Annotated in this window: 14 protein-coding genes; 10 read left to right on the top strand and 4 right to left on the bottom strand. The window is 23.3% G+C overall.

Annotation, left to right across the window (positions count from 1 at the left end; translation table 11 throughout):
* Window positions 1–33: 33 nt before the first annotated feature.
* The gene (locus QZ321_RS02050; RefSeq protein WP_291748662.1) at window positions 34–1,206 is read right to left on the bottom strand and encodes an amidase domain-containing protein; all 1,173 of its coding nucleotides are present in this window, start codon (window positions 1,204–1,206) and stop codon (window positions 34–36) included.
* 169 nt (window positions 1,207–1,375) lie between these two features.
* On the opposite strand from QZ321_RS02050, the gene QZ321_RS02045 reads away from it, so the two are divergent.
* From QZ321_RS02045 to QZ321_RS02015, 7 genes are all read left to right on the top strand, one after another.
* Window positions 1,376–2,311, top strand: coding sequence for a metallophosphoesterase (locus QZ321_RS02045; protein WP_291741302.1), 936 nt, complete (start codon window positions 1,376–1,378; stop codon window positions 2,309–2,311).
* Window positions 2,312–2,377: 66 nt separating this feature from the next.
* A complete protein-coding gene (locus QZ321_RS02040; RefSeq protein WP_291748661.1) occupies window positions 2,378–3,121 on the top strand; it encodes an SDR family oxidoreductase in 744 nt (247 codons plus the stop codon).
* A 30-nt stretch (window positions 3,122–3,151) separates the two neighbouring features.
* Entirely contained in the window at window positions 3,152–3,559 is a 408-nt protein-coding gene (locus QZ321_RS02035) for a hypothetical protein (RefSeq protein WP_291741296.1), read from the top strand.
* A 50-nt stretch (window positions 3,560–3,609) separates the two neighbouring features.
* Entirely contained in the window at window positions 3,610–4,281 is a 672-nt protein-coding gene (locus QZ321_RS02030) for a response regulator transcription factor (protein WP_291741293.1), read from the top strand.
* The gene (locus tag QZ321_RS02025) at window positions 4,278–5,303 is read left to right on the top strand and encodes a sensor histidine kinase (RefSeq protein ID WP_294196059.1); all 1,026 of its coding nucleotides are present in this window, start codon (window positions 4,278–4,280) and stop codon (window positions 5,301–5,303) included. The genes QZ321_RS02030 and QZ321_RS02025 overlap by 4 nt, the downstream gene beginning before the upstream one ends.
* A 120-nt stretch (window positions 5,304–5,423) precedes the next feature.
* On the top strand, window positions 5,424–6,176 hold the full coding sequence (locus QZ321_RS02020; RefSeq protein WP_294196057.1) for an ABC transporter ATP-binding protein: 753 nt from the start codon (window positions 5,424–5,426) through the stop codon (window positions 6,174–6,176).
* On the top strand, window positions 6,176–8,083 hold the full coding sequence (locus QZ321_RS02015; protein ID WP_291748656.1) for an ABC transporter permease: 1,908 nt from the start codon (window positions 6,176–6,178) through the stop codon (window positions 8,081–8,083). Before QZ321_RS02020 ends, QZ321_RS02015 begins: the two co-directional genes overlap by 1 nt.
* A 45-nt stretch (window positions 8,084–8,128) precedes the next feature.
* On the opposite strand, the gene QZ321_RS02010 is transcribed toward QZ321_RS02015, so the two are convergent.
* Window positions 8,129–9,646, bottom strand: a complete 1,518-nt coding sequence (locus tag QZ321_RS02010; RefSeq protein ID WP_291748653.1) for a HAMP domain-containing sensor histidine kinase — start codon at window positions 9,644–9,646, stop codon at window positions 8,129–8,131.
* Window positions 9,636–10,322 carry a response regulator transcription factor gene (locus QZ321_RS02005; protein ID WP_291748651.1) on the bottom strand — a complete coding sequence of 229 codons (687 nt, stop codon included), beginning with the start codon at window positions 10,320–10,322 and terminating at the stop codon, window positions 9,636–9,638. The genes QZ321_RS02010 and QZ321_RS02005 overlap by 11 nt, the downstream gene beginning before the upstream one ends.
* A 213-nt stretch (window positions 10,323–10,535) precedes the next feature.
* Here QZ321_RS02005 and QZ321_RS02000 point away from each other — a divergent pair, with 213 nt between their 5' ends.
* From QZ321_RS02000 to QZ321_RS01990, 3 genes are read left to right on the top strand one after another with little or no spacing between them, the layout of a single operon-like run.
* Entirely contained in the window at window positions 10,536–11,777 is a 1,242-nt protein-coding gene (locus QZ321_RS02000; protein ID WP_291748647.1) for a pitrilysin family protein, read from the top strand.
* A gap of 13 nt (window positions 11,778–11,790) precedes the next feature.
* A complete protein-coding gene (gene recX / locus QZ321_RS01995; RefSeq protein ID WP_291748645.1) occupies window positions 11,791–12,426 on the top strand; it encodes a recombination regulator RecX in 636 nt (211 codons plus the stop codon).
* Between the two features lie 16 nt (window positions 12,427–12,442).
* Complete coding sequence (locus QZ321_RS01990; RefSeq protein WP_294196054.1) at window positions 12,443–13,498, top strand: transglutaminase-like domain-containing protein; 1,056 nt, start codon at window positions 12,443–12,445, stop codon at window positions 13,496–13,498.
* 13 nt (window positions 13,499–13,511) lie between these two features.
* On the opposite strand, the gene QZ321_RS01985 is transcribed toward QZ321_RS01990, so the two are convergent.
* Window positions 13,512–13,868 (bottom strand): tetratricopeptide repeat protein, encoded by a 357-nt coding sequence (locus QZ321_RS01985; RefSeq protein ID WP_291748640.1) that lies wholly within the window; start codon window positions 13,866–13,868, stop codon window positions 13,512–13,514.
* Between the last annotated feature and the right edge of the window lie 6 nt (window positions 13,869–13,874).

Below are 13,874 nucleotides of genomic sequence, written 5' to 3'. Positions count from 1 at the left end.
TTGAAGTACTTTCAATATGATACAGCTATTTTTTTAATAATGTACATCTATAAAATGAAATTTTATATCACTATTGCTCCATCCTAAATCATAAGGTACAAGCATTCTATCTGTATTATGGCAAGTTACTAATGGATAACCTTTAGAATCTAGGCCAGTAACTGTAGAAACATGAGTTATTCTTCCTTTTTTTTCGTAAGCGACTATATCACCAGGTCTAAGATTAAAAGCATCTTTATAAGTATCAGAATAATATCCTTTTGCTATATAAGATCCACGACCACTATTTATTAAATAATTTTTAAATCCTTGAGCATTAATCCAAGCATTTGTAGCACTTTTATTACAGTAATTCCAAGTACTATTTTTTTTAAAGCCACCACCTTCAAACATAATTTGAGAGGCAAAATTAGCACAATCACCACCATCTGGATTAAAGTTTTTATAGTTTTTATTATATTTAAATAAATGTTCTTCGTTATTACTAATACCACAGTATTCATGTGCATAATCAATGGCTTTTTGGGTTCTTTCATCTATTGTAAAATCAGGTTTTTTATGAGAAAGAATAGTGTTTTTAATTTCATCACATTCTAAATTATCAAGATTAAGAGAATCAGCTAAAGGATCAGTATACCATTCTTTTATAATTATATATTTATCACCATCTTTTTTTAAGTTTATATAATGGCAAGTACCTAATTTAAAATAATTTTCAATATTAGGTTCATCTTCATAGCTATAGCAAAACTTTGTATCAGCATAACAAATCACATTATATACATCTTTTTCAATTTCCTTTACCTTTGAAACTTTGATTGTAGAATTTATTTTTGTAAAGGAAACACATTGTTTTTTGCACCAATTAGTAAAATATTTAGTTTTTGTAACTTCACTTTCATAAGCCCACTTACAAACCTTTTTATTTAAATCATAAAATGTTTTTAGACCTTCACAATCTCTAGTTAAAATTGCACAATTTCTATTTAAAAATATATTTTCTATTAAAGGCTGAAATTGATTTTTTAATTCGTTATTTTCATAATTATCATTATAAACATCAGAAATTTCTTTTTGTATATTTGAAATATTTGGATTGTGGAAAGTTAATGCATTTACATTTAAAATACTAAAGCTTGATAAGAGTAAAACAAAAGAAGTTACTTTATATAAAAATATATTCTTTTTTAGTAATAAGTTATTCATTTTCATTACTCCTTACTTATCATTTGTTATTTTATAAAATTAATTATAAATTAGACTTATTATAGTTTGTGCTATCCTATTAAATTTTATATAAAATAAATATTAGAAATTATCAAATATTAAATTATTTTCATAAGATAAAGATATAATATTAAAGCTTGGGGATATTATGTCAGAAAAGGAATTAGATAATATTTATGAAAATGGATTTACATTAGATTTTGATGATAGTAGTAAGATAGTATTAGTTTCAGATGTTCATAGAGGTGATGGAACATATTCAGATTCTCTTTTATCTAATAGAAATATATATATAACAGCATTGAAGTATTATTTAAGAAATAATTATACTTATATAGAGATTGGTGATGGGGATGAACTTTGGAAAAATAGAAATTATAATGAAATAGCTTATTTTTATGATGATATTTATAAATTGTTTAATAAATTTAGTAAAAAAAATGCTATTTATTGTATTTACGGAAACCATGATATTATAAAAAAGAAAAAATGTTTTAAACAAAAGCAAGAAAAGGCTCTAAGAAAAATAGGTGCAGATTATGGAGAAGAATTTTTAAAATTTATAAATAACAATGAATATTATTCTGGAATAAATTTAATGTATAAACCACTCAATGAAAAGATATTAGTGACTCATGGGCATCAATTAGATTTTTGGAATAATGAAGTATGGAAAATAAATCAAATTTTAGTAAGGTATATATGGCGTTTTTTAAATGGAGTTGCAGGTTTCAAAGATCCTACTAGGTCTGCAAAGAGCAAAACAAAAAGAAGTAGAGTAGATATTAAATTACAAAATTGGGCTAGGGATAACTGTAGAATGATTATTTCAGGTCATACACATAATAGTAGATTCCCAGATTTATATGATCCTCCTTATTTTAATGATGGATGCTGTGTTTATCCAACTGCAATAACAGTTATAGAAATAGAAAAGGGAAAAATAGAATTAGTTAAATGGATAATAGATGCTCAAGATACTGGTTCTCTTTGGGTAACTAGAAAAATTATTGCAGGACCAGTAAATATTTCGGAATATTTACAATATGCTAAGGAAGAAAGATTAAGAAGAAATAATAAATAGTATATTATTTTGATATAAATATCAATATAAACTATAATATAAATAAAACTAGAGAGGAGAAAATTAATGAATGAATTAAGTGGAAAGGTTGCCTTAGTTACTGGAGCTTCTAGGGGAATTGGAAAAGCTATAGCAAAGGAACTTGCAAAAAATGGGGCAAGTGTTATTATAAATTATTCTAAAGATGATGATGGTGCTAATAAAACATTAAAAGAAATAAAAGAGCTAGGAGGTTATGCTAAGATAATTAAAAAAAATATATCAATAAAAAATCAATGTGAAGAATTAATAAATGAAATAATTAATACATTTGGAAAAATTGATATATTGATTAATAATGCAGCAAAATCAGAAATTGGACTATTTGTTGATACTGATGATAATAGTTTTGAAAGTTTAATAAATACAAATCTTCTAGCTCCTATGTATTTATCAAAGTACTCTTTAAAATATATGATATCAAAAGGAAGTGGAAATATAATTAATATATCATCTATTTGGGGGGAAAGTGGGGCTTCTTGTGAAGTAGTTTATTCAACTACAAAGGGTGGACTAAACTTATTTACAAAATCACTTGCTAAAGAAGTTGCACCTTTTGGTATAAGAGTTAATTCAATAGCCCCTGGTGTTATAAACACTGATATGAATAAGTTTTTAAGTGAAGAGGAAAAAAATCAATTAATAGATGAAATACCAATGAATAGATTTGGAGATACAAAAGAAATTGCAAAGGCAGTTATATTTTTATGTAAAGATGACTGCAAGTATCTAACTGGACAAATCATTAAAGTTGATGGTGCTTTCTTATAAGATATATCTAAAATAAAAGTGGTGATTAATATGATAAAGATAAAAATAGATAAAAGCAAGTCAAATGAACCAATATTTAAACTTGGATTTAAACAGCTAGATGAAAAAGAAAATAGATTTTTAAAGAGAGCTTTAATAGATGGAAAAGAAATAAAAGGAATATATCAATACGAACTTCCTTTAAAATATTTTTTACCGATTATTAAAAATTTAGATAAAAACAACATAAAATTAGATAGGTATAGTAAATTATCCTATTTAGAGTTTTCTGATGACTTTGATGAAAAGTATTATTATATTTTAGAAGCAAATTCAAAGTTTATGAAAAAATGGAGAGAAGAAGGGTGCCCTAACATTTTTAAGGTAGAAATAAATAAGGAAACCTTAGAAGTAAAAAAAGAAATAATTTTTAAGAAGATAGACCGTATTTATATTTAATTTTTAAAATTAGTGATATAAATTAATGCTATTATTTAGGGGTGAGAAGTGTGAAAAAAATTTTAATAATTGAGGATGACTTAAACGTAGCAAGAGAGTTATCTATATCATTAAAAAAATGGTCATTTGAAGTAGATATAATAAAAAATTTTGATAATATATTAAAAGAAGTTATATATAATAAACCTAGCCTTATATTAATGGATGTTAATCTGCCTTATTATGATGGATTTTATTGGTGTGAAAAAATAAGAGAAGTTTCTAAAGTTCCTATAATATTTTTATCTTCAAGAGATTCTAATATGGATATTATTATGGGGATAAATAATGGTGGAGATGATTATATTACAAAGCCTTTTTCAACTGAAGTACTAATATCAAAAATAAATGCTTTATTACGTAGAAGTTATGATTATAACAACTCAGATACATTAATTTATTATAATGATGCAGTTTTAGATATTGAAAAATGCATTTTTAGATATGATGATAAGGAAATAGAACTTACTAAAAATGAAATAAAAATACTATCATTATTAATAAAAAACAAAGAAAAAGTAGTATCAAGAGAAAAAATTATGATGAGTTTATGGAATGATGATGAATTTGTTAATGATAATACATTAACTGTAAATATTACAAGGCTTAGAGGAAAAATAAATGAATTAGGTTTAAAAGATATAATTAAAACAAAAAAGGGAATTGGGTATTTAATAAAATGAATTTAAAAAGATTTATTTATGAAAATATAAGATTTATTTTATTTAACTTAGGTGTTTTATTTTTTATTAATATATATTTTTTAGTATTAAGTTTGCTAAATGATAATTTTGAAGAATTACTATATTTAGATATAATGTTAATATTTATTTATATTTGTGCCTTTATAATAAAATATATTATTTGGAAAGATAGATTTAAAGAAATTTATGAAATTATGAGAAAAAATAATGATATTAATATAAGTGATATTAATAAAGAATTTTTAGAAGAAGAAATAATGAGATACATAATTAATAAAAAAGATGAAAATTATTTAAAAGAATTAAACATAAGAGAAACTCAAATTAAAGATTTAGAAGAGTATATTGCAAAGTGGACTAATGAAATAAAATTACCTATTAGTACAATATATATGATTTTAGAGCGTATGGAAAATGAATATGTTAGCTTAGATATAAAAAATGAAATTGAAAAAATAAATTTTTTAGTTAATTCAGTTATGTATGGAAGCAGAGCAACAGCAGCTTCTGAAGATATTTTTATTTCAGAAGTAAATGTGCAAGATTTAATAAAACAAGCTATTAAAAATAATGCTTTTATGCTTATAAGAAATAATATAGAAATAAAATTAGAAAATAATAATTTTAAAGTTTTCACGGATAAAAAATGGATTTTATATGTTTTAAATCAAATTATTAATAATGCAATAAAATATTCAAAAGAAAATGGAGAAATTAAGTTTTATTGTGAAGAAGATGAAAAATATATTTATTTAAATATAAGAGATAATGGTATTGGAATTTTAAAAGAAGATATAGAAAGATTATTTAATAAAGGTTTTACAGGCAGTAATGGTAGAAACACTATATATAAATCAACAGGAATGGGGCTTTATTTTTCTAAAAAAATATTAGAAAAGCTAGAAAATTCTTTTGAAGTAAAATCAGTAAAAGATAACTATACTATATTTACAATAAAGTTTAATAAGAAATCTGAATTTACTAATATTACAAAAATGTAATATTAAAAATTAAAATGTAATATTAAGTTAAGGATTAATTATTAAAAATCCACTAAAATTAATTTATAAGGTTTTTAATGTTTTAGAAAAATATAAATTAATTTTTGGAGGAAACGCCTAATGAGTGAAATATTAAAATTAAATAATTTATCAAAGGATTATGGAATTAAAGGTTTTAAAACTAGAGTTTTAAATAATATTTCTTTATCTGTTGATAAGGGAGAATTTATATCAATAATGGGTCCATCAGGAGCTGGTAAAACTACACTTTTAAATTTGTTATCTACGCTAGATAAGCCAACTAAAGGTGAAATATTTTTAGATAAAATAAACATTACTAAAGTTAAAAATAAAGAATTATCTAATATTCGAAAAGAAAAAATAGGATTTATATTTCAAGATTATAGTCTTTTAGATAATATGACATTAATGGATAATATAGCTCTTCCATTAGCTTTAGGGAGAAAAGGAAATAAAGAAATAGAAAGAAAAGTCATTAAAATGGCAGAAATTTTTGGGCTTAAGGATCATTTAAAAAAATATCCCTATGAGTTATCTGGGGGTCAAAAGCAAAGAGGGGCTGCTGCAAGAGCGTTAATTACTAATCCAAGTGTTATATTTGCAGATGAGCCAACAGGTGCATTAGATTCAAAGTCATCTATAGATTTATTAGAGTGCTTAAAAAAAGTAAATGAAGATACTAAAGCAACAATAATAATGGTTACTCATGATGCTTTTAGTGCAAGTTATTCTAAAAAAGTATATATGCTAAGTGATGGAGAAATAAAATGTCAATTAAATAGGGGAAATGATAGAAAAGAATTTTATGGTAAGATAATTGATTTATTAGCAACCTTAGGGGGTGCTAAATAATGAGTGTACTTTCTATAGCTTTTAGTAATTTTAAAAATAATATAAAAACATATACAATGTTTTTTATATCAATGATATTTTCTGTAATTATATTAAGTAATATTTTAATATTGCTTGATGGAGAGGCTATTAAGCTTTTAGGAGAAGCAAATATTATGTATACAGAAATGATTTTACGATTAATAACTGTTATTTTAGTTATATTTATGATATTTTTTATATGGTATACATCTAATATATTTTTAAAAAATAGAAAAAAAGAAATAGGTCTTTTTACCTTTATGGGTGTAGATTTAAAAACTATAGGTAAAATATATTTCTCAGAAATGATGTTAATTTGTATATCAGCTAGTATAATTGGAATTTGTGTTGGAATATTATTTTCTAAGTTTTTTCAAATGATAGTTTTTGCTTTAGCTGGTTTTAAGGTTGATGTAAAACTTGATATTACAGCTAATGCAGTAATAAATACATTTTTAATTTTTACGGGAATATTTTTACTAATGAGTATTAAGGGATTTATTAATATTGCAAGAAGTAAGGTAATTGAACTTATAAATAATAGTAAAAGAGTAGAAAAAATGCCTAAAGTAAATGCTTTTATTTATATTATTGCTGTATTATCTTTAGGATGTATTTTATATGGATATTATTTGGTAATTATATCTCAAATTAATGCTTTTAAAACTTTAATATTAGTTTGTATAGGTACTTATGGATTATTTTATGCAGTTATTCCAGTAGCTCTTAATTTTATAATTAATAATAAAAATATTTTGTATAAGGGTGAAAATATAATAACTATTAATAGTTTAGCTTATAGAATAAAGAAAAACTACACTACTTATGCTACAATTGGTATTTTAACTGCATGTACAGTAACTGTTTTAGGTACATCAGTATCAATGAGAAGATTATATTCAATGAGTGAACAAAATGATCAGTTATTTTCAATGTCTTTTTCTTCTACAAATAAAATAGATAATTTAAATATAAATAAAGAAATTACTGATTTATTAAGGGAAAAGAAATTTGATTTAAGTACTGATGTATTAATGGTGGATAATACATTAAAAGATGTTGATGAATTTCAAAAAGAAAAGTATATAGTAATTCCATATAATAAATTTAGGGATATTTTAAAAATTAATGGATATGAAAAGGATTTAGAAAAAGTTAATGAAGAAATGGTTAAAGGAAATAAAGCAATATATATTCAAAGACCTGGAACATTAGCAAGCTTTATTAAAAAAAATAAAGTTACTATTGCTGATAAAGTATTTGAAATTAGTGAAGGCAATATAAGATTTAAAGTATTAGGTTCCTTATTAAATTATGCAACAATAGTTGTTAATAGTGATGAGTATGAAAATCTTAAATTAAAAGGAGAATTAATAAATTTTTATGGAATTAAGATAAATGATGATAACAAATTTTTAAATGAAGATACTATAATTAAATTATCTCAAAAATTAGAGCCCTATATTTCAAATGATATTAATTTTCAAGTGGGAATTTATAAAACTAAAAATGTAGAGTGGCTAAAACTTGTTTATGCTATTGGATCATTTTTATTTTTAGTATTTGTACTTGCAGAAGCTAGTATTATTTATATTAAGATATATAGTGATGCTACAGAAGATAAAGATAAATATAAAATTTTAAAAAATATAGGAGCATCAAAAAAAGACTTACAAAAAGCAATAAGAAAAGAAGTTATATTGTTTTATGTGCTTCCATTATCTATAGGCTTAATTCATAGCTTTTTTGCAATAAAGGTTTTAGGAAAGTTTTTATCAGAAGACCTAAACTTGACTTTTGTTATAAGTGTCTTAGTATCAATAATTATATTCATATTTAGTGCAATTATATCAATTAAGAGTTTCAAAAATATAGTTAAAGTTTAGATAAAATATTTAAATGGGTACCTTAAAAATAGGTACCCATTTATTTTATATTTCAAATTCATCTGATGATATTAAATCTTGTTTTTTTAGTGTGAAACTAAATATGACACTATTTTCACCATTATTTATTAAAAAATTACTATTATGAAGAGTTAATATTCTTTTTACGGTAGCTAATCCAAGACCATAACTATTTTTAGTTCTATCACCAGATTTATCAAGTCTATAAAATCGTGCAAAAACATTATCAAGTTCTTTATCAGGAATAGTAATTCCTTTATTTTCAATTGAAATTAAATAGTTTTCTTCCTTTTCTATAGCGGATATAAGAATTATATTTCCTCTAGGAGTATATTTTATTGCATTAGATAAAAGATTTTGAACAACTCTTTCTAACATCATAACATCGCCTTCTACATAGGAATATTCTGGAAGATTAAATACAACATTTAATTCCTTATTTTGAAGCTCTAATGAAAATCTTTTTACCATACCTCGAATAAGTCTTACTATATTAAAAGACTCTAAATTTAAACTTATGGTATCTGATTCAAGCTTTGATAAATCCAACATATTTGTTAAAAGAAGATTCATCTTAGTTGCTTCATCTATTATTGTTTCAAGATAGTTTTCAGCATCTTTTCCAGAGACAATTCCATCTTTTAAACCTTCAGCATAACCACTAATAATCCCAAGGGGCGTTTTTAAATCATGGCTAACGCTAGAAACAAAGTCTTTTCTCATATTTTCAAGATTTCTTTCCTTTTCAATATCTTTTTCTAATTGTTCATTCTTTTCTTGAAGCCTTTGAAGTGAATTTTCAAGATTAGAAGATAAGAAATTAAGCGTCTTTGCTAAATTCCCAATTTCATCATCAGAATTTACTTCACATTTAGCTTCAAAATCTAAATTAGACATACGTTTAGCCACTTTATTTAAATTAATAAGAGGTGTACTTATTAATTTAGAATAAATTTTAGATAAAAAAATAGCCAAGATTAAAAATCCTATAAATAAATATATATAAAAGCTACGAATTACACTTGAGGCCTCCTTTATTGGTTGAACAGAGGAGACTGAAATAAGTATGGCATCATTTTTGCTTTGAAGAGACATTGACGATATTATGCCTATTTTTTTATAAGAACTATATCTATTAGTAAAAATAGTACTTTTAATTTTATTTGTTAGTAAAACTTCTTGAATTAATTCTTCGTTAGATAATAACTCAGAACAAAAGTCTGTAAGTGATTTCATATCTTCGATATTATTTTTATCAAAATAAGATAAATATTCAATAGTACCATCTAAAGAAAATATAGCAATACGTGAATTATTTTTTTCTTCATAATTTATTAATGCATTGCTTAAATTACCAGTATTAAAATTTTGATAAGAATATAGTGTTTTAATTCTTTTAACATCTAATATTAGTGATTCAGTTTTTTTTGTTAAATAAAATTCTTCAAAAAACATATTTTGAAATAAAAAAGTAAGTAAAAAAACTATTGATATAAGTCCAAAGGTTATTAGTGTTATTCTTTTTGAAATACTATTTTTCATTTTGAACCTCAAATTTATAGCCACTACCCCTAACAGTTATAATATAATTAGACTTTTCACCAAGTTTTTCGCGAAGTCTTTTAATATTTGTATCAACAGTTCTTAAATCACCATAATAATCTATTCCCCAAACATTATCTAAAATAGTATCTCTGCTTAGAGCTATTCCCATATTATCAGATAAGTAAACTAAAAGTTCAAATTCTTTTGGTGAAAGTGTTAATGATTCATTATTAATTTTTACTTCATGAGCTAATTTATTTATAGTTAGTCCATTATAGTTTTGAGTGAGATTAAAATCATCTTTATCAGAAATAGTTCTTTTTAATAAGGCTTTAATTTTTGCAATTAATATTTTAGGTGAAAAAGGTTTTGTTACATAATCATCAGCACCCATTTCATATCCAAAAAGCTTATCCTCTTCTTGACTTTTAGCTGTAAGTAAAATTATAGGTAAATTAGATACTTCCCTAATAGTTTCTAATACTGTTATTCCATCAATTTTAGGCATCATTATATCTAAAAGAATAAGGTCAACTTTATTATTTTTAAAAACAAATAGTCCTTCATCTCCATCACAAGCTTCTAAAACATTAAATCCTGCTGCATTTAAATAATCTCTTAAAAGAAATCTTATCTTTAATTCATCTTCTATTATTAATATAGTTTTTTTCATAAATTCTCCTTTAAAAATTAAGTTTATTATAAATTATAAAATATTATTATTTAATTATAAACTATCATACAAAATAATGCATAATAATTCATATAAAAATTGTATTATAAAAAATGTATTAAGTATAGAAATATTATTTGGTTGTAATTATAAGTTAAACATATTATATTATAATTCTAGAGGAAATTATAAGGATGGGGGAAGGTATAAGATATGGTAAAAATAAATTTTGATGTAAAAAAGCATAAATTAGAAAATGGTTTAGAAGTGATAACAATACAAAAAGATACCCAAATCTCATCAATTAACATAGGTGTCAAAGTTGGTGCTTTAAATGAAGGGTTAAATGAAAAGGGAATTTCCCATTATATAGAACACATGTTATTTAAGGGAACTGAAAATAGAACATTTCAAAAGTTAAATGATGATTTAGAGGCTTTAGGGGGAGAGTATAATGCTTATACAGATTTTTCACAAACAGTTTATTCAATAAGTTGTTTAGAAGAAGAGTTAAAAAGTGCTATAGAAATATTAAGTGATATGTTAATTCGCTCTAAGTTTCCAGACGAAGAAGTTGAAAAAGAAAGGGGAGTAATATTAGCAGAAATAAGATCGAGTAAAGATAATGTAGAGGATTTTAGTTTTAAAAAAATAAATGAAATAGCATTTAATAAAAGTGCATTAAGATATGATGTTGCAGGTTTAGATGAAAATGTAAAATCATTTACAAAGAAAGAACTTTATGAGTATTATAAAAAATATTATATACCTAATAATGCATTGATAACAATGGTATCATCATTATCACATGATGAGGCTATTAAAGAAATATCAAAATATTTTGGTAAATGGGAAGCAAAAGAGAATATTGAATTAGTAGTTAAGGATGAGAAAAATAAAAATATAAAAAAGATAACTACTAGGGAAAATATAGAACTTTGTACAATAATTTATTTATTTACATTTTATGATTTAGATAAAAAGTATGAATTACCATTAAGAATATTAAATCATAGGCTTGGTGAAAGTGCTAACTCATTATTATTTAGAGAAATAAGAGAAAATAGGGGGTTGGCATATGATATATATTCGCATTTAGATATAACTCAAAATGTAAAAACATTATATGTATATACAGCTGTAGATGAAGAAGATATTGAAGATGCATCAACTGCAATTGAAAATATTTTTGAAGATATTAAGTTTAGAAAAATAATAATTGGAGAGCATGATTTAAATATAATGAAGAAAGTTCATAAAACAGCAGTAATATCTACATTAGAAGATTCGGTGGAATTATGTAATTATATATTAAGTCAAAGTTTAGAAGGTGAAGATATATTTGAATTTTTAAAAGATATGGATAGTTTAAATACAATAACTGCTGATGAAATATATGAAGTAGCAAATAATGTATTAAATAATCCCACTATTCATATATTAAAATCTTCATAAGGTGGCAATAATTGTGAGTATAATAACTAAAATTGAACTAGGTAAAAAAAATAAAGAACGAGTAAATATTTATATCGATGAAGAATATGCTTTTTCTATAAGTGCAGAATTAGTATATAAAGAAAATTTAAAAGTTAAAGATAAAGTTGATGTTGAAAAATTAAAAAAGATAGCAAATGAAGATAATTATATAAAATGCAAAAATTCAGCTCTTAAAATAATTGAAAGGACTTATAAAACTGAAAAGGAGTTAAGGGACAAATTAGCATTAAAGGGATATGAAGACCATATAATTAAACGAACAATAAGTTTTTTAAGGGAATATAATTTATTAAATGATATAACTTATGTCAAAATGTATGTAAAAGATAAGTCTAAAAACCAAGGAAAGAAAAAAATTAAATATACACTTATACAAAAAGGCATAAATGAAAGTATAATTGAAGAAGAATTAGAAAAATTAGATACAGATGAAGTAAAATCAGATTTACATGAGATAGCATTAAAAAAATACAAGATTTTATCTAAAAGAGAAAATGATAATTATAAATTATCACAAAAGTTATTTAGATTTTTAGTAGGAAAAGGGTATGATTATGATTTAATTAAAGATGTTATTAAATCTATAGTTAAATCAGAAGATTTTTAAATAAAGGGGAAGTTTAATGAATGAAATGCTATCTTATTCAATATGCTTATTTATATTAATATTATCTATAATTAGTAGTGTTAAAAATACTATTAAAAGAAGAACAATAAGTTTTTCTTTAGAAAGGGTTATTTATTATTTTTCTATATTTATAAGTATTTTATTAATATCTTTAAAAATAGATGTAACACTTAAAAGTATTACAAATATAGTTTTGAAAATTTCAAGCTTAAATGGAATATATAATGATATTTTTAAAATTATTTTATTGATAATTTTATTTTTCACTATACAAGGCATTTTATATAAGCTTTTAAAAATAATTTTAATTCCTATATTTTCAAATATAAATAGAGGAAATAGTATTTTACTAGTATTATTATCATCATTATTTGGAATTTTAAAAAGTATTATAATTATATCAATTATTTTTATATTTATAATTACTTACAATAATACAATAGGAAGTTTTAATAAAGTAGCAGTATTTAATGAAAATAAAATATACTCTGAGCTAGAAGAAATATTACAGGAAAATACAAGTAAACTTACCGATGAAATTGTTGAAGAGTTTTTACCAGCTAGTAATATAGTAATATATTATAATGGAGTAACATTAGAAGATGGAATTAAGTCTACTAAAGAAATTAATGAAATGGCAATAAATTTAACTGAAAATGTTGATAATGATATGGATAAAGCTAGAATATTATATTCATGGATAGGTAGTAATTTAAAATATGATTATGATAGAGCTAAAAAGGCTTTAAATAATGAAAAGGTGGAAGATAGTGGAGCAATAACAGCATTTAATACAAAAAGTGGAATTTGTTTTGATTATTCATGTCTGTATGTTGCCATGGCAAGAGCAGTAAATTTAAAGGTTAGATTATTAACAGGAACTGCATATGATGGTTCGCAATTTGGACCACATGCATGGAATGAAGTTTATATAAGTGAAATTGATAAATGGATACCAGTAGATACTACGTTTTATTATGCAGGTGATTATTTTAATAATGATGACTTTTATGAAGAGCATATTACTGATAGCATTGCAGGAGAGTGGTAAAAGAAAAGCGCTTTTATAGCGCTTTTTTATTTTTAGACATAATTAAATTTATTGCTTTTTCACAATCTTTATCTGAAGCATCTAGAGCCCAGGCTCTATTAAAATAAATTAATGCTTTATTAGTTTTTTCTAACATTGCATAACAGTATGCTAAATTAAAATAATATTTACTTTCTTCGTGTATGGTTAATGCTTTTTTTAGCATATTAATAGCAGATTTAAAATCCTTAAGCTTTATATAACATACACCAGTATTATAATAAGCAAATCCTTCATTTTCATTAGCATCAATTGATTTTATGTAATATTCAATTGCTTTAGAATAATCTTTATTATTATAATATTTATTCCCATCAGTAAAATAACTCATGATGAC

This window comes from uncultured Clostridium sp., from assembly GCF_910588715.1.
Taxonomy (GTDB): domain Bacteria; phylum Bacillota; class Clostridia; order Clostridiales; family Clostridiaceae; genus Clostridium.
Note: the sequence above shows the minus strand (reverse complement) of the source record. Positions and strands in the feature narration are given on the sequence as shown.